Source organism: Roseateles sp. (genome assembly GCF_049240545.1).
In the GTDB taxonomy this organism is placed as follows: Bacteria; Pseudomonadota; Gammaproteobacteria; order Burkholderiales; family Burkholderiaceae_C; genus Paucibacter_A.
In genome coordinates, this window is record NZ_JBMLSK010000262.1 from 1 (window position 1) to 21,102 (window position 21,102).

The window sequence follows — 21,102 nt, forward strand, 5'->3', positions numbered from 1 at the left end:
TCTTGCCGGCCAGCGCATTGCCCAGCGGCGCGCCTTCGCGCACCTGCACCAGGGCATCCAGCGCGTCGGCGCGCATGGCCCGGTTGGACAAGGTTTCGGCTGCGGCCTGCAAGGCTTTCAAGATCGGCACACCGGCCCCGGCCAGCATGGCCAAGGTGCTGGCGAAACGCGCCGCGTTATAGCCACGCGCCAATCGGCCGAGCAGCGGAACGCCCAGCACGGCGGCGTCAAAACGCTGGCGGAAGGCTTCGCCCTTCAAGGCTTGACCTAGGGCGAAGCCGCTGCCGATCAGCCCCAGCAACATCAGCCAGCCCCACTGCCTCACAAAGGCGCTGATGGCCAGCATGGCCACGGTCAAAAAAGGCAGCGAACGCTTGGAGTTGGTGAACACGGTGGCGATTTGCGGCACCACATAGGTGACCAGAAAAATCACGATCAAGACCGAGATCAGCGAGACGATGGCCGGGTAGGCCATGGCGCCAAAGAGCTTGCCGCGCAAGTCTTGGCGTTCCTCCAGGTCGTCGGCCAGCTTCTCCAGCACCAGGCCCAAGGCGCCACTTTGCTCGCCGGCGGCGACCACGCCGCAATACACCTCGTCGAACTCGCGCGGCGCGCTGGCCAAGGCATGGGCAAAGGTGGCGCCGGCGTTGACTTCGGCTTTCAGTTGCGAAATCAATTCCCGTTGACGGTTGTCTTCGCATTCATCGGCCAAGGCGGTCAGCGAGCGCTCAATCGGCAGGCCCGAGCCGACCAGGCCAGCCAATTGCCGGGTCCAGACGGCCAAGGCGGTGGGGCTGAAGACGCGGCGGGCAAAGCGGCTGCCGCTTTGCTGCCCATGCTGTTGCATCGTCTGCAGCGTCAAGGGCACCAGTCCCTGGGCGCGCAGCAAAGCGCGGGCCGCACGCGGCGTGTCGGCTTCGATCAGCCCATTGCTGGGACGGCCGCCGGCGTTCAGCGCTTCGTATTTGTAAGCGGGCATGGCGAGTTCGGTCCCGGCTACTCGCGCGTGACGCGCAAGACTTCTTCTTCTGAGGTGATGCCCGCCGCCACCAAGCGAGCGCCGTCCTCGCGCATCGAGCGCAGGCCGGCCGCTTGCGCGGCTGCCAGCAAGACGCTCTCGGGCGCTCGTTGGTGAATCAAGCCGCGCACCTGATCATTCGCCACCATCAATTCATAAACGCCGGTCCGGCCCTTGTAGCCGGTGTGGGCGCAGGCTTCGCAGCCCACAGGGTGGTACTTGCCTTGTTCATCGACGCGTTTGCACGCCGGGCATAACTTGCGAACCAAGCGTTGCGCCAGCACGCCCAGCAAGCTGGAGCTGAGCAAGAAGGGCTCGATGCCCATATCGGTCAGCCGTGTCACGGCACTGGGCGCGTCATTGGTGTGCAAGGTGGCCAGCACCAAGTGGCCGGTCAGCGAGGCCTGGATGGCAATTTGAGCGGTTTCATGGTCGCGGATTTCGCCGATCATGATGACGTCCGGGTCTTGGCGCAGGATGGCGCGCAAGGCCTTGGCAAAGGTCAGCTCGATCTTGGCATTCACCTGGGTTTGGCCGATGCCAGAGAGCTCGTATTCGATCGGGTCCTCCACCGTCAGCACATTGGTGGTGCCGGTGTCCACGGTCTGCAGCGAGGCGTACAAGCTGGTGGTCTTGCCCGAGCCGGTCGGGCCGGTCACCAATACGATGCCGTGTGGCTGCTGCACCAGGCGCTTGAAGCTGGAGAGCACATCGCCGCTCATGCCCAAACCTTCGAGCGTGAACTTCGATTCACTCTTGTCGAGCAGACGCAGCACCGCGCGTTCGCCGTGCGCACTGGGCAGCGTCGAGACCCGCACATCGATGGCGCGGCCGCCGATGCGCAGCGAGATGCGGCCGTCTTGCGGCAGGCGTTTCTCGGCAATGTCCAACTCGGCCATGATCTTCAGGCGCGAGATCAGGGCTGCATGCAGGCCACGGTTCGGTTGCACCACCTCACGCAGCGTGCCGTCGACCCGGAAGCGCACCGAGCTGGCGCGCTCATAGGGTTCGATGTGGATGTCGCTGGCGCCGTCTTTGGCGGCCTGCGTCAACAAGGCATTGAGCATGCGGATGATGGGCGCGTCGTTCGCCGCTTCCAGCAGGTCTTCAACGGCCGGCAGGTCTTGCATCATGCGCGACAGGTCCACCGCGCTCTCGACTTCGCCAATCACCACCGCCGCGCTCGATTCACTGCCGGCGTAGGCCGCATTGATGCGTTCGCTCAGCGTGCTGCGGGCTTCTTGCTCCAGGCGGTCCAAGGCGTAAAGACGCTGCACCTCGGATAAGGTGGCCAGGCTGACCTCGGGCGGCGCCCACAAGACCAGGCTGTTGCCGTCGTCTTCCAGCAGCACGGAGTTGGCCTTGGCAAAGGCATAGGGCAGGGGATGTCGGATGGCGGCCATGCGCGGACTCTGGGGCTCGGTGCGGTGGTTGGCTTACTGCGGCGCGAGCGGTGCCAATGGGGTCTTGGCGCCAGCCTCGCTCTGACCGCCCGCAGGCGTTGCGGGCGAAGGCGGCAAAACCGGCGCGCCGGTATTGGGCAACACCAAGCTTTGGCCCGGCTGAGAGTTTTGTTGCAGCGCACGGATGGACTCGTAGCGATCCAGCGTCAGCTGGTCGGCCGTGGCCTGATTGCGCATCACCACAGGGCGCAAGAAGACCATCAGATTGGTCTTCACCCGCTTGCGGTTTTCGCTCTTGAACAGGCTGCCCAGAATCGGGATGCTGCCCAGGCCGGGGACCTTGTCTTCACCGTCGCTGTATTCGTCCTTCATCAGGCCGCCCAGCACGATGATCTGGCCATCGTCCACCACCACCGTGGTTTCGATCGAGCTCTTGTCGGTGGTCGGGCCGGCACTGCTGGACTTGCCGTCCACCACCGAGGAGTTCTCTTGGTAGACCGTCATGCGCACGGTACCGCTTTCGCCAATTTGGCTGCGGATGCGCAGGGTCAGGCCCACGTCTTTGCGGTCGATGGTCTGGAAGGGATTGATGGCCCCCGAGCCGCCGGTGTTGGAGTAAGAGCCGGTCAGGAAGGGCACGTTTTGGCCAATGACGATCTTGGCTTCTTCGTTGTCCAGCGCCACCAGATTTGGGGTGGACAGGATGTTGGCGCCGGCCTGGCCTTCGAGGAAGTTGGCAATCGCGCCCAGCGTGTAGAAATCGCCGACCTTTTTCAAAAATCCGATGTTCAGGCCTTGCGGAACCGCTGCGCTGGCCAAGGCTGTGGCGACGCCCGCTTTGCCTCCTGCGGCAGCCGCACTGCCGTTGATGATATTGCCCAGACCGGTGCCGAAATTGGTACCAAGGCCCGGGATAGTGCTGTCGCCCTTGCCGCCGAACAGGTTTTGCCATTGCACGCCGAACTGAGCGGACTTGCTGGCGTCGACCTTGACGATCATGGTCTCCACATAGATCTGCGCGCGGCGTGAGTCGAGTTGGTCGATGACCGTGCGAATCTGGCGGTAGAGCGGCTCGGGCGCGGTGATGATCAAAGAGTTGGTGGCCGGGTCGGCCTGCACAAAGCCACCGGTCGAGGGACCTTGCGAGGCCGAGACCGGGGTGGTGGACGCGGTGGAGGCACCCGATCCGCCCGCAAAAGCGCCGGTGTTGGAGCCGCTCAACGGTGCCCCGCCCAGCGAATTGCTGGCGCCTGGGTTGTTGGTGTTGCTGTTGCCGCTGGCCCCCGCAGCCGTGGAGTTGCCGGCCGCGAAGGCCGCTCGCAAGACCGTGGCCAACTTGGTCGCATCAGCGTTCTTCAAATAGACCACGCGAATATTGCTGCCGCCATCCACCGAGGGCTGGTCGAGCTTCTCCACCATGGCCCGGGTGACGGCCAAGGTGGCGGGGTTGCTGGCGCGCAGGATCAAGGCATTGCTGCGCGGATCCACCAGCACCGAAATCCCGCCGCTGGTTTGGCCGGGGACGGCGGCAGCCGCCGCTGCGCCACCGCCTGCGGCCAGTCTTTGCACCAAGGCCGCCAGATCCGAGGCCACCGCATGCTTGAGCGGCACGATCTCGATATCGGTATTGCCCGGCGTGTCCATGGTCGCGATGATGCGACCCAGGCGCTGCAGGTTCTCGGCGTAATCGGTGATCACCAGGCTGTTATTGCCCGGGTTGGCATTGATGGTGTTGTTGGGGCTGATCAAGGGCCGCAGAACGGCCACCAGATTGTTGGCGTTTTCGTGGTTGAGGCGAAAGATCTGCGTGATGATCTGGTCACCGCGGGTATTGCTGGTGCCGACCGCCACCGCGCCGGCCTGCAGCTTGGCATCGGCTTCGGGCACGACCTTGAGCATGCCGGTGTTCTCCACCACGGTGAAGCCCAGGCCGCGCAAGGCCGCCAGGTAGTTCAGATAGGCCTCGCGCACGCTCAGCGGCTGCTCGCTATACAGCGTGATCTGGCCCTTGACGCGGGGGTCGATGATGAACTGCCGGTCCAGCATGACACCAATGGCGCGGGTGACGGCTTCGATATCGGCGTTGACGAAATTCAGGGTCACCGGGGTGCCTGATTTCAGGGCCGGGCTGTGGGCTCGGGTGCTGGAACTCTGCGCTTGGCCGGACTGCGCCAGCACGGGGCTGGCCAGGACAGACAGGGATACCAGGGATACCAGGGCCACCCGGGTGGAGCCGGCTTGCCGTGCCGGGCGCTCATTGCGTGGGCGCTTGTTCATGCTCATCCAATCGAAATGACGGAGCGTGCGCCTTGGCGCCGTCCAATGATGTTCAGAAGATTGCCCAGGGCGGCTTCTCGGCCTGGTGCTGCGCTCGCTTCGCCCATGAATCGGGCCTTGCCTGCGGCGATGGTGCCTTGACCGGACAGCAGCAAGGCGCCGTCCAAAGTGATCAAGTTCATTTTGCTGACGCCGGATTTGCTCGGATCACTGGACTCGGGTGACAGGCTGAACCGGTAGCTGCCCAGCGGCGCCAGGGTGCTGATGCGGGAAGACAGATTGAGCAGGTCGAGGTCCAGCTGCCCAAACTGACGCCAACGTCCCTGGACCCATTCCAGCCTGAAATCACGGCTGGCCAGGCGCAAGGAGCCGCCCAATTGCAAGGTGTTCCAAGGCGTGCCCAAGCCGGCCAGCCAAGAAGCCGGATAACGAGCCAACCAGTCGGCATGGCTGCTGAGATGGATCTCGACCCGACCCCAGCCGGGTTTGATTTGCATCTGTAACTCACCGTTGATGCAGCAGGCTTGAGAGGCGCGCAATTCCAGCCCCAGGCCTTTGAGACCCATGGACCATTGCAGCCGGCCCGGCAATTGGCTGGCGTCCCGGCTGCCTGCGCCGCCGGTCAATACCAAGACGCCGCTGCCGCTCCAGATGCTGCCGCGCGTGTCCGTGAGCAAGAGATGGTCTCGGCTGGCGCTCGCCAGCGCATGAGCCAGCCAGCTGGCCGGCGCAAACAGCAGCAGGGAAAGCATGCCGCCCAGCGCAGCGCCCGCCACGCTCCAGCGCAAGGCCGCGTTGCTGCGGCCGCGCCAGCCGGGCTCGATTTGCCGAGAATCCTGCCATTGCGTGGCGGTCAGCTCGGTCAAGGGGCCGTGAGGCTCGCCAGACTTGTCCCGCTTGAGCCAGGATTTCAGAGAGAAGGCGGCGCTCATGGATGGACTCCGCTCAGGCTCAAAACAATGCTGCCAGAGTACCCACTCGGGCCGCGTTGCAACTTGGCCTCTAGCGGCTTGGCGCGGGCGGCGCTGCGCACCTCACCCAGCCAGGCTTGCAAGGCCTCGGCCTTCACGCCGTTGATGTTCAAAATCGCCCGGTCGCCACTCAGGCTGAGCTTGGCGCCCGGGCCCAGATGATCGCTGGCTGCTTGAAGGGCCTGAACGGCCAAGGCGGCTGGCACGGCCGGCGTGGCTCGCAGTTCGCGGACCTCGCTGGCCAAGCCTTGCATTTCTTGCAACTGCGCTTCCAGTGTGGCCAATTGGCTGGGAGCCTGACGCAAGGTGCGCAGCCCTGGCGCTACCGCCAGCTGCCAGAGCAGGAATGCACCCAGCACCCAGGCCACCAACTGCAGCGAGAGCCGCTCGCGTTCACCCAGGCCTTCCCATTGGGCCTTGGCCTGCGCCTTGAGGTCTTGCCATTGCACGTTCTTGGCTTGATTCATCATGTCCTGCCTCTGCCTTCGGGCGATGCATCGCGCGCCGCCCGGCTGATGGTCAAGCGACCTTCGCGGGTCTCCAGCTGCCAGCCCTCGCTGCGCAACTGTTGGCCAAATTGTTGAATTTGTGCCTCGGTCCAACCGTTGGCGGGTAACTGCAGGCGCCCCGGCTCAAAGGACAGGCTGTCCACCGGCCCGCGTTCTGCCGGCCAAGCGGCGGCGGCGGCGGTCAGCAGGACTTCCAGATCCTGCTCGCTGGCGCGGCCCGCGCTGGCCCTGAGCAAATCGGTTTCTCTTTGCATCTGAATCGGGGCATCGCGAATCACCCGCACCTGTGGGAAGGCTTGGGTCAGGGTGCTGTCGAGCAGCGCGCGGCGGGCCTTGACTTGCTGGCTTTGTTGCCAAGCCAATAAATTCAGCCCGAGCAAATGAACCGCGACCAGGCCAGCCAAGGCCCAGCGCACCGGCCGCCAATTGCGCCGCATCAAGCCACGCAAAAAATTCTTCAGTGCCCGCAAACCCCGGGTCCGCGGCGCCAGCTCGAACTGACGCAGATTCCAGCTGCCATCCATCAGACCCAGTGCCCGTTGATTTGGCGTTAGCACTTGTACCGAGGTTCCCAGCCAGCGTTCCGCCTGTGCTGCCACCGCCGGCGCGGCGCTCCACTGGCTGTTTTGCACCAAAGACGCGGGGAAGAGCTGGCGCGTCAAGCTGCCGTTGATGGGCAAGCTGGTCACGCCTTCGGGGTGGCTCCAGTGCAGTCCGACCGGGCTGGCTTCCACGCCGGTTTCAAAGAAATGGCCGCGCGCTTGCGCATCGGGCCAACTCAGCGGGGCGATGCGGTCGACGAATACCTGCGCCGATTCCAAATCATTCAGGTGTTGCTGCAGCCAAGCCCGAGAAGTGATGGCCACCCAGGCGGTGTCGCCGCCCACGGCTTCGGGCTCAATGGCGAAGTGAAGACCTTCCGGATCCTCCAGCAGCGAGTCTTCCAGCATGCCTGCGAGTGCCGAACGCATCTGCCGGCCGGCACGCGGCAAGGTCACGCGCTGCCAGGACAGATCGGATTCGGCGGCAATCGCAATCACCTGCTCGGCGTGCGGCAACTTGGCCGCCACCCGGCTGCCTTGCGCTTGAATACCGATGCCGTCCTTGCTGAGCAGGTAATCGTACTCACGAGCGGAGGCGCCGCTGCCAATGCCGTCCAAAGACGAGGTGGCGCGACCCTGGGCTTGCAAGCGGCTGCGTGCAGGCAAAAAGAGGAGCAGAGTACTCATAGGGGTTTCAGTAGCAGGCGCATTCTAGGAGGCGCATCATGACTGTATGTTCCGAAATCAATCACTGAGGACCCTTAATTGCAGCGCTTTCACGGCAAGCCCCCGGCTCATGGCTTGTCGTCCACGGTTTGGCTCACGCGCTGTCGGTCCAGCACCACCATATCCCGGCCGCGCCTTTGAATCAGGGAGCGTTCCTCCAGCACACGCTCCTCCAGTCGCAAGCGTCCCTTGACGATGAAAAAGGAGGAGTTGGTCGCGGCCCGGTCGGCGCTCACCACCACATTGGGTGGGAAAAAACTGGCACTGTCTTGGCTTGTCTTCAGCGGTTGGGATTGGCGGGCCTGAACCAGGCGTTCGGCCGAAGCCAGGTCCATATTGTCAAAAAGGGCGGCGATGACATCGCGCGAGGCGGTGTTCAAGTTCACCGGCGTCGGTGAGGGCAGCAGAACCAGCAAGGGGCGGAGCTTTTCAACCGTGTCGGCGCTCAAGCCCAGCCAGCTCAATTGGTCCAGGGTTTTGGGTTGCAAGGGCGTATCGCCTTGTTCGGATTCGCTCGTGCTGACCGGCGCACTGGCGCCGCCTTGCGGCGCGGTGGATGGCACCTCAAAGGCGGCACGCAGCTGTTTGATGATCAGATCGGCCGTGCCGGGCGGCGCCGACGCGCTATTGCACAAGCGCTCCAGCACACGCCGTTCCAGCGCCGGCAGGGGCCCGGCACTGAGGAGGTTGCGCAGGTTGTAGCGCGCCTGCGCATCCTCGATGCTGCCTGAAAGAAAGGCCTCGGGGCCGTCCTCGGCATTGCTCTTTTCCGCCGCCAAAAAAGTTGAGAGCCGGGCCTCGGCCAGGGGGACGGCCCAGACTTCCCCCAGGTGGTCGATCGCGGGCTCGCCGCGCGCGGCGGCGCGTTGGTTCTCGATCGCGTCTTCACGCAAGATCAGTCGGGCCCAATCCAAGGAGCCTTGCAGAATCCAGGCCGCCTGAGCCCGTGCGCGCTCGGCGGCTTCAATCTGCACCGCCCGATACTGTCGCCACACCATGCCGGAGGCCAGGCTGGCCACCAAGGTGACGATGATCATGGCGGTGAGCAGGGCGGCACCGGTTTGGGTGGGCCGCTTCATGGGGTGGCCGCCAGTTCGATCTGGCGCGTCAAGGTGCCGCTAAAACCGCTGTTCGGCGCAAACTGCATCACCATGCGGACGCCGCTGGGCAGGGCTTGGCGCTGGGGGCTGGGCGGTGACGGTGGCGCCCCCGATGCGGAAGAAGCTGGGGGCGCGGCTGTTTTCACATTGCCGGTGGACAAGCAATTGCTCCAGCTGTTGCCGCGGTAGCAATACATCTGCCAGCCATTGATGCCCTCGAGTGCGCGCAGCTGGCCGCTGTCTTGCTGCAGCAATTGAGAGGCGCGCAGCAGGTTCACCTCAAGTGCTGCGACGGTCTGCACCGGTTTGCTTTCCCAGCGGTAGAGGGCGCCGCTGCGAACGCTCCAGTTGACCACTTGCAGACCCTGGGCGTGTTGGCGAATCAAACGCAAACTGGCGCCGTCAAATGCCAAGGCATCGGACTCGCCCGGGTCTTGGACCGAACGCAGGTCCTGCTCCCATTGGGCTACCACGGTTTGTAGGCGAGCGCTTTGATCGATATTGGTTTGTGCAACTTCGCGGCTCTTCATCAGCGCGTCCAGTCCGCGCCACGCCATGATGGCCATGATGGCCATCACCACCAAGGCGACCAAGACTTCGATCAAGGTGAAGCCAGCGGCTTGGCGCTTCATGTCAAAAACGCCCCATGATGGTCGACAGCAGCAATTGCTGCTGCCCGGCCTCGTTCAAGATCACCGCATCGACCCGCCGGAAATTCGGGTTAGGTGTGGGGCGAACCGTGATGCGACCGGCGTAGCTGCGCCCCAGCTGATCGCAGCTGAATTCGGAGTCGCCGACGCCGGGGAATTGTTTGGAAAGGCGCAATTCGGTCAGTTGGTTCTCGGCGCACCATTGAGCGGCGCTGACCGCGCGCAGCCGGTCGGCGTTGTCGGTGAGCGCACCCGCCGCCTTGATGCCCGCGCTCAGTGCGATGGCCACAATGACCAGTGCCACCAGGACTTCGATCAAGGTGAAGCCCGCCGCGGGCGACTCAAGGCGTCCGGTGCTTCGATTCATCAAGGCTGAGCCGCAGGCAAAACTTCAAACGCTGACAGCCCATCGGTGCTCAGCAACAAATGCTGCTGGCCCAAGCTCAGTTGGACCTTCTGGGCGCCAATCATCGGCTCTGGGCCGAGCGTGATCTGGCGGGCGCCGGCGATCTGCACCGCCACCGCATCACCCAGCCAGCGCTGCGGCAACTGGATGCGCGACGGCAAGCCGATGAAGCGAAACTGATCCTTGCTGTCGTTCTGAACCGGTTGCCAAGTCACGGCCAAGCCGGCCGCGCGACTCTCGGCCCGCGCGGTTTCAAACAGGGCGGCGAGGCGTTCGGCTTCGCGCTCCAGTTGCACGGCTGCAGGGTCGCGCAGCGAGAGGCTGACCGTGGCCGTGGCAATGGCGATCAAGGCCACCACCACCAACAACTCGATCAGCGTGAAGCCTTGTGCAGCGCGCTGGGGAGCGGCCACGGGGGCAAGCTCAGGCTTATTGCCAGGAGCCGATGTCGGCGTCATTGCCTTCGCCTCCGGCGCGGCCGTCGGCGCCGAAGCTGTAGACGTCGATCTCACCCTTGATGCCCGGATTGGCGTACTGGTAGGGGTTCTTCCAGGGATCCATGGGCAGCTTCTCGATGTAAGGCTTCCAGTTCGGCGGCGGTGTCCCGGCCGTGGGTTTGCGTACCAAGGCATCCAGCCCTTGCTCTTGGCTGGGGAAGCGTTGGTTGTCGAGCTTGTAGAGCTTGAGCGCCTGCATCAAATTGTTGACGTCGGTGCGGGCTGCGGTCACGCGAGCTTCATCGGCACGATCCAGCACATTCGGCACGACCAAGGCGGCGAGCACGCCGATGATGACCAGAACCACCAGCAACTCAATCAGTGTGAAACCGCGGGTCAAGCCACGGCGCAGGCCGCCAGACGCCAATGGGAGCGAAGAAAGCTGAGCTTTTGTGAGCATAAATCGTTGCGACCTTGTTTCAGTAACGCCGCAGCTCCTGGGCAGCGCGGCGCTTGAATCATAATCTGCCGATGCTTGCACGATTGATTGCCTTTTTGCTGTGGGGCTTGTTGGCCTTGAGTGCGGGCTATTGGCTGATTCAGCTGATGGCCAAACCCTTGACCACGCCGGCTCAAGCGCTGACGGCGCTTGATCGACAAAGCCCGCAAGGCGACTTGACGCGTTTGTTCGGTGCGGCCACCACCGCTGCGCCGGAAGCCGAAGCTGCGCCGGCCGAGAGCCGCTTCCAGTTGTTGGGGGTGGTGGCGCCGAAAGGCGTGAAAGGGCCGCATGCCGGTGAGGGTGTGGCCTTGATCGCGGTGGACGGTGTCGCCCGCACCGTGCGTGTCGGCGCCTTGGTCGATGGCGGTTTGCGTTTGCTGAGCGTCGAAGCTCGCTCCGCCAGTTTGGGGGAGGCCGGGGGGCGCACTTTCAGTTTACAGATGGCACCGCTGACGCCGGCAGCGACCGGCGCTTTGCCGCCTGCCCAACCTTCACCGGTGGTGCTGGGCGGTGCTTTGCCGCAAGCCGCGCAGGCGACAGCGCAAGACGCGCCGTACAGCAATGTGCCGCCCGCCATGCCGCTGAACGATCCTTCGGGTCCTCCGGCTCGCTGAGAGCCTTCGATTCTCAGAGGGCGCGCGCCGCTTGCGTCGAACTGGGGGGGGGCGGTACCGGGGCCGGTTCAGGGTTGCTGGTTTTGGCGTTGAGTTCGGCGCTATCTTGCAGTTCGGTCAACAGGGCTGCGGCACTGCGAATCATGGGCCATGCCAGGGCCGCGCCCGTGCCGTCCGCGCTGTCCATGCCCAATTCCAGCAGCGCCGAGGCATGGAACAAAGCCAGCGCTTCGTCCAGGCCGCGGTGGACATGGCTGCGACAGAAGACCGCATAGTCCGTCACCGGCGTTGCGATTCTTGCGGCCACCTTCAAGGCAGCGCAGGCGCTGATGCCGTCGACGATGATCAGATGACGCTTGGAGGCCGACACCAGCATGGCGCCCACCATCACCGCCATCTCGAAGCCACCAAACGCGGCCAGCACTTCCATAGGGTCGTGGACCTCTCGGTGTCTGGACTGTGCCCCTTGCAAAACGGCCAAAAGATGGGCCAAGTCGTCCTGGCGCATATCGGGGCCGGAGATGACGAAGTCCCGCACCGGTGCGTTCGTCAGTCGGGACAAGACCAAGGCCGCGCTTTCTGCTGAGCCCTGGCCCATGCCGGCGCAGGCCAACACATTGCCGGCCAATTTGTCAGCGATTTCCATCCCCACGCGCACGCCGGCATGGGCTTGCTCTAGGCTCATCGCAGGGCCTACGCGGGCATTGCGAGTCCCATGAGCAATCTTGCGGGACAGCAATTTGGCATGCGGGGTCAAGGTTTCAGCGATGCCGCAGTCGACCACGGCCAGTTGAAGTCCTTGGATACGAGCGAAAACCGACACCGGCAGCCGGTTCTGCAAGGCCAGATTGGCCTGCTCTCGGGTGCTGCGCCCCCACTGAAACCCGATGTTGTCGACCACCAGTCCGTGGTCGGCTGCAAAGAGTGCCAGCACGGGGTCACGAAATCTGGGCGTCATGCTGTTTTGCACCAAGCCTAGTCGCACGGCCAGAGGCTCCAGTTCCCCCAGTCCGCCCGTGATGGCGGCATGGCGCTCCACCCGGTCACGCAGGGCTTTTTCCAATTCAGGATTGGCCGTTGGTGAAATCAGGGACTGTTGCAGCGACATGGTGGAAAGAAGGGGCGTCGTTCAAGGCTCGAGCGGGACACGAGGCAATGCACACGAGATGCAAAACCAGCATTCTCGATTCAATCGGTGACACTGCCCATCCGCATATGCCCTTTTTTCGTCAGCGCCACGGTCACGCGGTCTCAGCGCAAAAAGAGTTGGTAGACCGGGTTGTGGGTTTCGTCGACAAAAGGGTAGTTGAGTGTGGCCAAAAACTCCCGCAGTGCCGCGCCGTTACCACGAGGCACTTGAATGCCCACCAGGATACGACCGTAGTCGGCCCCTTGGTTGCGGTAGTGAAACAGGCTGATGTTCCAGTCCGGATGCATCGATGAGAGGAACTTCATCAAGGCGCCCGGGCGCTCGGGGAAGATGAAACGGTAGAGCCGCTCATCGCGGGCCAGTTCGGTGCGGCCTCCCACCATATGGCGCACATGCTGCTTGGCCAACTCGTTGTCGGTCAAGTCCACCGCATCGAAGCCTTGCTTGACCAAGGCCTTGGCCAGTTTTGCAGACTCCTCGCGTTTTTGTGTCGAAACACCCACGAAGACATGCGCCTTGTTCGCGTCCGAGATTCGGTAATTGAACTCGGTCACATTGCGCGGCCCCAGCAACTCGCAAAAGCGCTTGAAGCTGCCGCGCTCCTCAGGAATGGTGATGGCGAACAAGGCTTCGCGGTGCTCGCCGACCTCGGCCCGTTCTGCGACGAAACGCAGGCGGTCGAAGTTCATATTGGCGCCACAGGTGATGGCGACAAAGGTCTGACCTTTGCAGCCGTGCTCGGCCACATACTGCTTGACCGCTGCGACGCCCAGGCCGCCGGCGGGCTCCAAGATGCTGCGCGTGTCTTCAAAGACATCCTTGATGGCGGCGCAGACGGCATCGGTGTCCACCAGCACGAAGTCATCGACCAGCTCCCGGGTGATGCGGAAGGTTTCTTCGCCCACCAGTTTGACGGCCGTGCCGTCCGAAAACAGGCCGACATCATTCAACTGCACTCGCTTGCCGGCACGTACCGAGCGCACCATGGCGTCGGAGTCTCGGGTTTGCACACCGATGACCTTGATCTCGGGGCGCACCGCCTTGATGTAGGCCGCAACGCCGGAAATCAGGCCACCGCCACCAATGGCGCAAAAAATGGCATCGATTGGACCTTGGTGCTGCCGCAAGATCTCCATGGCGATGGTGCCTTGGCCGGCGATCACATCCGGGTCATCGAAGGGGTGGACAAAGGTCAGGCCTTGGGCTTTTTCCAACTCCAGGGCATGAGCGTAGGCATCGGAGTAGCTGTCGCCATGCAAGACCACTTCCCCGCCCAGGCTGTGGACACCATCGATCTTGAGCTTGGGCGTGGTGGCCGGCATGACGATGACGGCGCGGCAGCCCAGCTTTTTGGCCGAGAAGGCGACGCCCTGGGCATGGTTGCCGGCTGAGGCGCAGATGACGCCGCGCGCCAGCTGCTCGGCACTCAAATGCGCCATCTTGTTATAAGCACCGCGCAGCTTGAAGCTGAATACCGGCTGCTCATCCTCGCGCTTGAGCCAAATCTTGTTGCTCAGGCGTTTGGAGAGATTCTTGGCGGGTGTGAGCGAAGTTTCTTTGGCGGCCTCATAAACGCGAGCGTTCAGAATCTTCTGCAAATAGCTGTTGTCGCTGGGAATCAGAGCAGGGAGGGCGGGCCTTTTGGCGCGGTCGGCTTTGTTGTCGACCGTGTTCTTCTTTGCTCGAGCGGGGCCTGCCATGAAATCTCCAATGCCAATCTATTGCAGTGCAACATGATAAGCGAGCGGCTTCTCAAGCTTCGTGGCGGCAGGCTTCGCTCAGAAGACGATAGCAAGGCCAAAAAAAAGCCCAAGCTCTTGCAAGCTCGGGCTGAATCCACCATGGAGGCGGTGGAGGAGACAAACGGTGCGGGTCAAAAAAAGAGGTTGCAGTTTGCAATATCTCTGAATTGATTCGCTTGGGTAGAATTTTAGCTGCAAGTTATGCTGCACTGCAATAAGTTTGCGGTGATTTGGGCGAAGCCCCCTAAGAGGGGGTGATGCGAGATTTTTGGAGTCGGACCGTATGGAATGCACGATCAACTGGATGGGCGCCCAAGGCATGGCTTTTGTGGCCGAGACCGGCAGCGGTCACTTATTGAATATGGACGGCGCGCCCGAAGGTGGGGGGCACAACCTGGCACCGCGGCCGATGGAAACCGTGCTGGCCGGTACGGGAGGCTGCACCGCCTATGACGTCGTCTTGATTCTGAAACGGGGGCGCCATGATGTGCGCGGCTGCCAGGTCAAACTGAGTGCCGAGCGCGCCGATGTCGAGCCCAAGGTCTTCACCGCCATCCATATGCACTTCGTGGTGACCGGCAAAGGCTTGAAGCAAGAGGTGGTTGAGCGCGCGGTGGCGCTGTCCCACGAAAAATACTGCTCGGCCAGCATCATGTTGGGCAAAACGGCGGCGATCACGACCTCGGTGGAGTTGATCGAAGCCTGAGTTGGTGCTTCGGCCTGCTTTGTTGCCGGCGCTTGAGCCTTGCGCCGGTTGGCGGCTAAATGTGATGGGCCGTCCGGGTCATGATCTTTGCGCTCAGGCGCATCAGACCTTTCACGGGGCTCGGTAGCGTTTGCGCCCCCGCCGCCAGGGCTTCCTCGGCATGCCGAGCTTCTTCTAGCTTCATTTGAGCGACGATCGCCCTCGAGGCGTGGTCTTCGGCGGGAAGCCGATCCAAATGCGTAGCCAGGTGCTGTTCGACCTGACTTTCGGTTTCCACCACGAAACCAAGGCTGTGCCGATCGCCCGCCAGCGCCGCCAAGCTGCCAATCGCAAACGCGCCGCCATACCAAAGCGGCGTCAGGTAGCTGATGTGGCCGCCCAACTCGGCGATGCGCTGATGGGTCCAGGCCAGGTGATCGACCTCTTCCTTTGCCGCCTGTTGGAAGTGCGAGCGCAGCTCTGCATTGCGTGTCAGCAAGGCTTGGGATTGGTAGAGGGCCTGCGCGCACACCTCGCCCACATGATTGACTCGCATCAGCGCCGCCGACAGTTTGGCTTGCTCCGGCTGCAGCGGGCTTGCTGCCTCCGCCTTGCTTGCCGGGCAGGGCCGTGCGGCTTGCGGCGAGGCAAAGACGGTGCGCAAGCCATGATCCAGGCTGGCCAGGAGTTGGTCCAAAGGGGTGAGGGCAGGTCGGGTGGTCATGACGGCGTGGGCTGAATTCCCCGGTCGGCCCCACAGTGTAGACAAGGCGGATGGAGTTATGCGACTTGCATCGACTCTTGGGCCCAGGAGGATCTGCAGATCCCGCCGTTTATGAATGATTTGTGATGATCACTATTCGTTGTGTGTCAACAACGCAAACCCTGATTTAATTGCGCTTGTCTCGCAAAAGCCGCTTTCGTCTGGTGCAATACGGCAACTTCCACTGAGGGGGTTGGCCCGACGGCCCCATTGAGGGGTTCGCAGATTGGGACCTCGTTGAATTTTTAGGAGTATCGAATGAAGAAATCTATTGTTGCACTGGCCGTTCTCGGCTCGTTCGCTGGCGTTGCTGCTGCTCAATCGTCGGTGACCCTGTTCGGCGTGGTCGATGCATCGATGCGCTACACCGAAGCCAAAGGCAAGCATGTGTACAGCCTGGCTTCCGGTGGCAGCTCCACCAGCCGTTTCGGCGTGCGTGGTGTTGAAGACCTGGGCGGTGGCCTGAAGGCTGGCTTCTGGCTGGAAAGCCAAGTGAACGTGGACGGCGGCTCCGCTGACACCACTCGTTTCTGGGGCCGTCGCGCCACCGTCAGCCTGATGTCGGCTGAACTGGGTGAAGTGCGTCTGGGCCGCTTCAAGACTTCCGTGCGTCTGCAGATCGAAGATTTCGAACCTACAGCGACCACCGGCCTGGGTGCTTCCACTAATGTGTACAGCAACCTCGGTAGCGGTGCTGACATGAGCCGCCGTGACAACCAAGTCACCTACATCCTGCCCTCGAACCTGGGTGGTTTCTACGGCTCGGTGGACGTGTCTGCTGGTGAAGGTACCAGCATGAACAAGGACATCGGCGGCCGCGTGGGCTACAAGGCCGGTGCGTTCAATGTTGGCGCGGCTTACTCCGAGTCTGGCGTGAACGACAAGTTCAAGCTGATGTCGGTCGGCGGTACTTACGATTTCGGCATGGTCAAGATCTTCGGTACTTACTCGGAAACCAAGTTCAAGGCTGACAAGCAAGACATCTACAACGTGTCGGTGACGGCACCTGTGTTTGGTTCGGGTGTGGTGTGGGGTTCGTACACATCGGCTGATAGCAAGAACAGCAAGTACAAGGCGGTTCAGTATGCAGCAGGTTACATCCACAGCCTGTCGAAGCGCACTGCCCTGTACAGCACTGTTTCTCTGATCGATAACGAGAAGGGCGCCTCCTTCAATCTGAACGGCAACGTGCCTGCAGTGGCCGTTGGCGGCCGCTCGGGCGGCGTCGACTTCGGCGTGCGTCACAGCTTCTAATCCAGGCCTGTGTAGCGGGGCTTAGGCCCTGCGCGCGACTCAAAAGCCACCTTCGGGTGGCTTTTTTCTTGCGTGAAGGAATAGGTGAGTCACAGGGTTTGTGCTTGTTGGGCTCGAACCACAAGCTGTCCCTTTCTGTTGCTTCTTATCTGAGAATCGTGACAACGATATTTCACAACAGCAGGAGACATTCATGAGAAAGACGGCTTTGGCGCTTGGGATTTTGGCCCTGACAAGTTCTGTTGCCTGGGCTCAGTCCAGCGTTTCTCTTTATGGGATCGTGGATGTCGGTGTGCGTTACACCACCAATTCGGGCAGTGCTGCTGACAAGGGTGCGTCGCTGTCGCAAGTGATCCCTGGCGGTATGTCCAACAGCCGTTTGGGTGTCAATGTCACCGAGGACATGGGTGGCGGCTTGAAGGCGATTGCTAATCTGGAGCATCGTTTGAATTCGGACAATGGCGCGCAAACCGCGCCCGAGTTTTGGCGCCAATCTTGGGTCGGCCTTGAATCCAAGGACTATGGGCGTTTGACTGTGGGTCGCCAGTACAACGTCTTGTTTGACGTCTACACCAGCACCTACTCATCGTTCAAGTACTCGCCTTACATCGAGATCTTCCGTCCAGAGACGGTGATGGCCATGGGTGGTCGTCAGAGCAATATGGTGAAGTATTTGGTTGAGCTGGGTGGCTTTCGGGCCGAGGCTCAGGTGAGTGCCGGCGAGGGCGCGTCGCCCGACAAGTCGATGGGCGCGATGGCTCGTTACGTGATGAACGAGTATGCCGTCGGCGCCGGCTTCTTGGAGGTCAAGGACACAGCCGGCCGCAAGGTGCAAGGCACGACGATTGGCGGCGCCTACACCTCTGGACCGATTTACCTGAATCTGTCTTGGGCACAAAACAAGTTTGATGCGGGAACGACGGCACTTCAGTTCGCCTACACGAACAACTACACCGTCAGTCCCTTGGGCTCGCAGCCAGCCAGTTCGCACCTCAATGCCGCGGCATACAACGTCAAGCAGCGCGATATGCTGACCCTGGGTTTGACCTATCAACTCACCAAGCAACTGAATTTGGGTCTGCAGGGTTGGTATGCCGAGCAAACCCATTTCGGGCTGAGCGGCAAGAGCAAGGCTGGTTTTGCGGCCGCAGTGGCTGATTACGCCTTCTCTAAGCGCACCGATGTGTATGCTGAAGTCGATTACTCCAAGTTGGGCGGAGCCATGAGCTTTAGCAATACCGCCAAGAACCGGATGGGCTTCAGCAGCGGTATTCGTCACCGCTTCTGATCAAGCTCCTTGGCATGCTCGACTTCGCTTGAGCATCTCAGTTCCCATGAAAGGGCCGCTGTAAGCGGCCCTTTTTTTATTGCAGCGGACTGAGGCGGGCGCATGCCACTGTCTACACTGGCCAGAGTCTATTTGTTGAGAGTTTGCCTGTGTATCGGTCCGGTCTTCTTGTCTCTTGTTTGCCCATCCGAACTGGAGCGCTGCTGTTCTTGAGTTTGGTGATCCTTGGCGCTTTGTCGGGGTGCGCTTCGATCAGGCCAGCGGGCGGATCTCCGGTATCGGTAATGCCCGCGGCCCTCTCTGAGTGGTCGCTGCGTTCTTTGCCTGGCAAGCGCAACACGGAGTATTCCTTGGCCAGCCGAGCCGGGCAGGCTTGCGTCTTGGCACAGGCCGCTCATTCGGTGAGTCTGTGGAAACGGTCATTGGAGGTGGAGCCGGCGCAGCTTGAACGTCTTCAGTTCGATTGGTGGATTCAGGCTCTGGAGCCGCGTGCAAGCGTCACAGACCCACTCACGGACGATGCCCCCGCGCGCTTGCTGCTCGGCTTTGCAGGGGATGAGAGCAAGCTCTCCATGCGCAACCGCATGCAGTTTGAATTGGCGCATGCCTTGACCGGTGAGATGCCGCCTTATGCGACCCTGATGTATGTGTGGGATGCCAAGGCTGAGCCGGAAACCGTGGTCATCAGCGCGCGCAGCGATCGTATTCGCAAGATCGTCGTGGGCAGCGGAATGGGTGGCAAGGGCGTTTGGCATCGCCATCTGCGCGATGTGCGAGCCGACTATGAGAAGGCGTTTGGCGAGCCTGCTGGCAAGCTGGTGTCGATGGCCATGATGACCGACGGCGACAACACCGCCAGCCGCACCTCCGCCTGTTACGGCAACATTCTCCTTCTGGATGCCGAAGGTCGGGCGCTGGACGGCAGTTTGGAGCTGTGATCAGGGCTTACCCGTTTGTCGCGGCAGGCGGTCTTCGCCATGATGTCGCATTTCCACGGTGGGCATGAGGCCCATCGAGGCCATCTCTATCCTCCTAATCTCGTGGCTGCCGGCGCTTGGCGTCCTGCGTGGGTCAGCTAACGGTTGAATTGCACATGCTAGTTTTCATTCTCAGGCGCCTGGCTCAAGCGCTCATCGTGATGCTCACGGTGGCCTTCATGGCCTTTATGTTGTTCCAGTATGTGGGTGACCCGGTGACCAATCTTTTGGGCCAGGATGCGACCGAGGAACAGCGGATTGCCTTGCGACAGGACCTCGGCTTGGATGCGCCGTTCCCGGTGCAGTTTGCGCGATTCGTGGGCAATGCACTGCAGGGCGAGTTTGGTCTGAGCCTGCGGCAAGGGCGCGAGGTGTCGACCTTGATTGCGGAGCGCCTGCCGGCAACCTTGGAGCTGTCCTTGGTGGCCGGTTTGATAGCGCTTGGCGTCGGCATCCCGCTCGGTGTTTATGCGGCCTTGCGGCGCGGGCGTGCCAGTTCGCAAGTGCTGATGATGCTTTCTTTGTTGGGCGTGTCCTTGCCCACTTTTTTGATCGGGATTCTGCTCATCCTGGTGTTTGCGGTTTGGCTCAAATGGCTGCCCAGCTTCGGGCGTGGTGACGTGATTGCCATCGGTTCCTGGACCACCGGGCTTCTCACTGCCGATGGGCTGCGCCATATCCTATTGCCCGCCATCACGCTGTCGGTGTTCCAACTGACCCTGATCATGCGATTGGTACGCGCCGAGATGCTGGAAGTGCTGCGCACCGACTACATCAAGTTCGCGCGAGCGCGTGGGCTGAGCAATCGGTCGGTGTACTTTGGCCATGCGCTCAAGAACACCTTGGTGCCGGTCATCACGATCACGGGCCTGCAACTGGGCTCTTTGATTGCTTTTGCCATCATCACCGAGACTGTGTTTCAGTGGCCGGGCATGGGCCTGCTCTTTATCCAGGCGGTTCAGTTTGCCGACATCCCCGTCATGGCCGCATACCTGTGCCTGATCTCTTTCATCTTTGTCACCATCAATCTGATGGTGGACCTGCTTTACTTCGCCGTTGATCCGCGCTTGCGCGTTGAGGGCAAGGCCCATTGAGGGTCTGTCCTCCGATCCGCATGCCCGCCACTTTCTGAGACGAGTCTGATGAGTTCAAGCCCTAGCCTGGCCCCCGAGCCCGGAGTCTTTGCGCGCTTTTTCGATGGTGATGTTTGGCACTCTTTTCGATCGTCGCCGGTAGCCATCACCGCGGCTGTGATCGCGCTGGTCTGCGTGTTCTGCGCGGTGTTTGCCGATTGGGTGGCGCCGCACAATCCCTTCGATCTGGCATCGCTGGAATTGATGGACTCGCGCCTGCCGCCGGCCTGGATGGAGGGCGGTAGCAGCAAGTACCTGCTTGGCACCGACGACCAAGGCCGCGATATCTTGTCGGCCCTGATGTATGGCGCGCGCATTTCCCTGTTTGTCGGCTTGGCCTCAGTGCTGTTGTCGATGGTGATGGGTGTTGGGTTGGGTTTGCTGGCCGGCTTTGTGGGCGGCAAGGTCGATGCATTCATCATGCGCGTTTGTGATGTGATGCTGTCCTTCCCTTCGATCCTGGTTGCTTTGTTGATCGACGGTGTCGGTCGGGCGATGTTTCCTGACGCCCATGGCGCGCTGGCGTTTCTGGTGCTGATTCTGGCGATCTCCTTGACTGGATGGGTGCAGTACGCCCGAACGGTGCGCGGTTCGACCCTGGTCGAGCGCAACAAGGAGTATGTGCAGGCTGCGCGCGTGATTGGCGTGAAGCCGGGCCGCATCATGCGCAAACATGTCTTGCCCAATGTGCTTGGGCCGGTGTTGGTCTTGGCCACGATTCAGGTGGCGGCGGCCATCATCACCGAGGCCACCTTGTCCTTCTTGGGCGTGGGCGTGCCGCCCACCAGCCCCTCTTTGGGAACCTTGATCCGGGTGGGCAATGACTTTTTGTTCTCGGGAGAGTGGTGGATCACCATCTGGCCCGGCGTGATGCTGGTCCTGATTGCCTTGAGCGTGAACCTGCTGGGCGACTGGCTGCGCGACGCTTTGAACCCGCGCCTTCGCTGAGACCGCT

General features: G+C 62.0%; 21 protein-coding genes. 7 read left to right on the plus strand and 14 right to left on the minus strand.

Going from position 1 to position 21,102, the window contains the following annotated elements:
- The 11 genes from ACOVRJ_RS17005 to gspG form a co-directional block, all read right to left on the minus strand.
- On the minus strand, positions 1-979 hold a 979-nt coding region (locus ACOVRJ_RS17005), incomplete at its 3' end, for a type II secretion system F family protein (RefSeq protein WP_422045022.1).
- A gap of 17 nt (positions 980-996) precedes the next feature.
- Positions 997-2,412, minus strand: a complete 1,416-nt coding sequence (gspE, locus tag ACOVRJ_RS17010) for a type II secretion system ATPase GspE (RefSeq protein ID WP_422045057.1) — start codon at positions 2,410-2,412, stop codon at positions 997-999.
- A 42-nt stretch (positions 2,413-2,454) separates the two neighbouring features.
- A complete protein-coding gene (gene gspD / locus ACOVRJ_RS17015; protein WP_422045023.1) occupies positions 2,455-4,698 on the minus strand; it encodes a type II secretion system secretin GspD in 2,244 nt (747 codons plus the stop codon).
- A 2-nt stretch (positions 4,699-4,700) separates the two neighbouring features.
- Positions 4,701-5,630, minus strand: coding sequence for a type II secretion system protein N (gene gspN / locus ACOVRJ_RS17020; RefSeq protein ID WP_422045024.1), 930 nt, complete (start codon positions 5,628-5,630; stop codon positions 4,701-4,703).
- The gene (gene gspM, locus ACOVRJ_RS17025) at positions 5,627-6,136 is read right to left on the minus strand and encodes a type II secretion system protein GspM (protein ID WP_422045025.1); all 510 of its coding nucleotides are present in this window, start codon (positions 6,134-6,136) and stop codon (positions 5,627-5,629) included. The genes gspN and gspM overlap by 4 nt, the downstream gene beginning before the upstream one ends.
- The gene (gene gspL, locus ACOVRJ_RS17030) at positions 6,136-7,407 is read right to left on the minus strand and encodes a type II secretion system protein GspL (RefSeq protein ID WP_422045026.1); all 1,272 of its coding nucleotides are present in this window, start codon (positions 7,405-7,407) and stop codon (positions 6,136-6,138) included. The genes gspM and gspL overlap by 1 nt, the downstream gene beginning before the upstream one ends.
- Positions 7,408-7,514: 107 nt before the next feature.
- A complete protein-coding gene (gene gspK / locus ACOVRJ_RS17035) occupies positions 7,515-8,525 on the minus strand; it encodes a type II secretion system minor pseudopilin GspK (protein ID WP_422045027.1) in 1,011 nt (336 codons plus the stop codon).
- Positions 8,522-9,178, minus strand: coding sequence for a PulJ/GspJ family protein (locus tag ACOVRJ_RS17040; RefSeq protein WP_422045028.1), 657 nt, complete (start codon positions 9,176-9,178; stop codon positions 8,522-8,524). The genes gspK and ACOVRJ_RS17040 overlap by 4 nt, the downstream gene beginning before the upstream one ends.
- A 1-nt stretch (position 9,179) precedes the next feature.
- Complete coding sequence (gspI, locus tag ACOVRJ_RS17045) at positions 9,180-9,563, minus strand: type II secretion system minor pseudopilin GspI (protein WP_422045029.1); 384 nt, start codon at positions 9,561-9,563, stop codon at positions 9,180-9,182.
- Entirely contained in the window at positions 9,563-10,015 is a 453-nt protein-coding gene (locus tag ACOVRJ_RS17050; protein WP_422045030.1) for a pilus assembly FimT family protein, read from the minus strand. The genes gspI and ACOVRJ_RS17050 overlap by 1 nt, the downstream gene beginning before the upstream one ends.
- Positions 10,016-10,031: 16 nt before the next feature.
- The gene (gene gspG, locus ACOVRJ_RS17055; protein WP_422045031.1) at positions 10,032-10,499 is read right to left on the minus strand and encodes a type II secretion system major pseudopilin GspG; all 468 of its coding nucleotides are present in this window, start codon (positions 10,497-10,499) and stop codon (positions 10,032-10,034) included.
- A gap of 71 nt (positions 10,500-10,570) precedes the next feature.
- On the opposite strand from gspG, the gene ACOVRJ_RS17060 reads away from it, so the two are divergent.
- The gene (locus ACOVRJ_RS17060) at positions 10,571-11,155 is read left to right on the plus strand and encodes a hypothetical protein (RefSeq protein ID WP_422045032.1); all 585 of its coding nucleotides are present in this window, start codon (positions 10,571-10,573) and stop codon (positions 11,153-11,155) included.
- 13 nt (positions 11,156-11,168) lie between these two features.
- Here ACOVRJ_RS17060 and ACOVRJ_RS17065 read toward each other — a convergent pair whose 3' ends face one another.
- Both ACOVRJ_RS17065 and ilvA read right to left on the minus strand, forming a co-directional pair.
- Entirely contained in the window at positions 11,169-12,263 is a 1,095-nt protein-coding gene (locus ACOVRJ_RS17065) for a nicotinate-nucleotide--dimethylbenzimidazole phosphoribosyltransferase (RefSeq protein ID WP_422045033.1), read from the minus strand.
- Positions 12,264-12,406: 143 nt separating this feature from the next.
- On the minus strand, positions 12,407-14,005 hold the full coding sequence (ilvA, locus tag ACOVRJ_RS17070; protein WP_422045034.1) for a threonine ammonia-lyase, biosynthetic: 1,599 nt from the start codon (positions 14,003-14,005) through the stop codon (positions 12,407-12,409).
- Between the two features lie 325 nt (positions 14,006-14,330).
- Between ilvA and ACOVRJ_RS17075 the strand changes: the two genes are divergently transcribed.
- Complete coding sequence (locus ACOVRJ_RS17075) at positions 14,331-14,753, plus strand: OsmC family protein (RefSeq protein ID WP_422045035.1); 423 nt, start codon at positions 14,331-14,333, stop codon at positions 14,751-14,753.
- Between the two features lie 55 nt (positions 14,754-14,808).
- On the opposite strand, the gene coq7 is transcribed toward ACOVRJ_RS17075, so the two are convergent.
- Complete coding sequence (coq7, locus tag ACOVRJ_RS17080) at positions 14,809-15,456, minus strand: 2-polyprenyl-3-methyl-6-methoxy-1,4-benzoquinone monooxygenase (protein WP_422045036.1); 648 nt, start codon at positions 15,454-15,456, stop codon at positions 14,809-14,811.
- A gap of 297 nt (positions 15,457-15,753) precedes the next feature.
- Between coq7 and ACOVRJ_RS17085 the strand changes: the two genes are divergently transcribed.
- From ACOVRJ_RS17085 to ACOVRJ_RS17105, 5 genes are all read left to right on the plus strand, one after another.
- A complete protein-coding gene (locus ACOVRJ_RS17085; protein WP_422045037.1) occupies positions 15,754-16,749 on the plus strand; it encodes a porin in 996 nt (331 codons plus the stop codon).
- 193 nt (positions 16,750-16,942) lie between these two features.
- Positions 16,943-18,037: a porin gene (locus ACOVRJ_RS17090; protein WP_422045038.1), complete on the plus strand. Its 1,095-nt coding sequence runs from the start codon at positions 16,943-16,945 to the stop codon at positions 18,035-18,037.
- A 284-nt stretch (positions 18,038-18,321) separates the two neighbouring features.
- Complete coding sequence (locus ACOVRJ_RS17095) at positions 18,322-18,975, plus strand: DUF3047 domain-containing protein (protein ID WP_422045039.1); 654 nt, start codon at positions 18,322-18,324, stop codon at positions 18,973-18,975.
- A 155-nt stretch (positions 18,976-19,130) separates the two neighbouring features.
- Positions 19,131-20,108 (plus strand): ABC transporter permease, encoded by a 978-nt coding sequence (locus tag ACOVRJ_RS17100; protein ID WP_422045040.1) that lies wholly within the window; start codon positions 19,131-19,133, stop codon positions 20,106-20,108.
- A gap of 48 nt (positions 20,109-20,156) precedes the next feature.
- On the plus strand, positions 20,157-21,095 hold the full coding sequence (locus ACOVRJ_RS17105) for an ABC transporter permease (protein WP_422045041.1): 939 nt from the start codon (positions 20,157-20,159) through the stop codon (positions 21,093-21,095).
- Positions 21,096-21,102: the final 7 nt, after the last annotated feature.

Excerpts from the sequence above, each read along its gene's own strand:
- gspD (WP_422045023.1), bottom strand. The coding sequence starts at position 4,698 with ATGAACAAGCGCCCACGCAATGAGCGCCCGGCACGGCAAGCCGGCTCC.
- gspN (WP_422045024.1), bottom strand. The coding sequence starts at position 5,630 with ATGAGCGCCGCCTTCTCTCTGAAATCCTGGCTCAAGCGGGACAAGTCT.
- gspM (WP_422045025.1), bottom strand. The coding sequence starts at position 6,136 with ATGAATCAAGCCAAGAACGTGCAATGGCAAGACCTCAAGGCGCAGGCC.
- gspL (WP_422045026.1), bottom strand. The coding sequence starts at position 7,407 with ATGAGTACTCTGCTCCTCTTTTTGCCTGCACGCAGCCGCTTGCAAGCC.
- gspK (WP_422045027.1), bottom strand. The coding sequence starts at position 8,525 with ATGAAGCGGCCCACCCAAACCGGTGCCGCCCTGCTCACCGCCATGATC.
- ACOVRJ_RS17040 (WP_422045028.1), bottom strand. The coding sequence starts at position 9,178 with ATGAAGCGCCAAGCCGCTGGCTTCACCTTGATCGAAGTCTTGGTCGCC.
- gspI (WP_422045029.1), bottom strand. The coding sequence starts at position 9,563 with ATGAATCGAAGCACCGGACGCCTTGAGTCGCCCGCGGCGGGCTTCACC.
- gspG (WP_422045031.1), bottom strand. The coding sequence starts at position 10,499 with ATGCTCACAAAAGCTCAGCTTTCTTCGCTCCCATTGGCGTCTGGCGGC.
- ACOVRJ_RS17060 (WP_422045032.1), top strand. The coding sequence starts at position 10,571 with ATGCTTGCACGATTGATTGCCTTTTTGCTGTGGGGCTTGTTGGCCTTG.
- ACOVRJ_RS17065 (WP_422045033.1), bottom strand. The coding sequence starts at position 12,263 with ATGTCGCTGCAACAGTCCCTGATTTCACCAACGGCCAATCCTGAATTG.
- ilvA (WP_422045034.1), bottom strand. The coding sequence starts at position 14,005 with ATGGCAGGCCCCGCTCGAGCAAAGAAGAACACGGTCGACAACAAAGCC.
- ACOVRJ_RS17075 (WP_422045035.1), top strand. The coding sequence starts at position 14,331 with ATGGAATGCACGATCAACTGGATGGGCGCCCAAGGCATGGCTTTTGTG.
- coq7 (WP_422045036.1), bottom strand. The coding sequence starts at position 15,456 with ATGACCACCCGACCTGCCCTCACCCCTTTGGACCAACTCCTGGCCAGC.
- ACOVRJ_RS17085 (WP_422045037.1), top strand. The coding sequence starts at position 15,754 with ATGAAGAAATCTATTGTTGCACTGGCCGTTCTCGGCTCGTTCGCTGGC.
- ACOVRJ_RS17090 (WP_422045038.1), top strand. The coding sequence starts at position 16,943 with ATGAGAAAGACGGCTTTGGCGCTTGGGATTTTGGCCCTGACAAGTTCT.
- ACOVRJ_RS17095 (WP_422045039.1), top strand. The coding sequence starts at position 18,322 with ATGCCCGCGGCCCTCTCTGAGTGGTCGCTGCGTTCTTTGCCTGGCAAG.
- ACOVRJ_RS17100 (WP_422045040.1), top strand. The coding sequence starts at position 19,131 with ATGCTAGTTTTCATTCTCAGGCGCCTGGCTCAAGCGCTCATCGTGATG.
- ACOVRJ_RS17105 (WP_422045041.1), top strand. The coding sequence starts at position 20,157 with ATGAGTTCAAGCCCTAGCCTGGCCCCCGAGCCCGGAGTCTTTGCGCGC.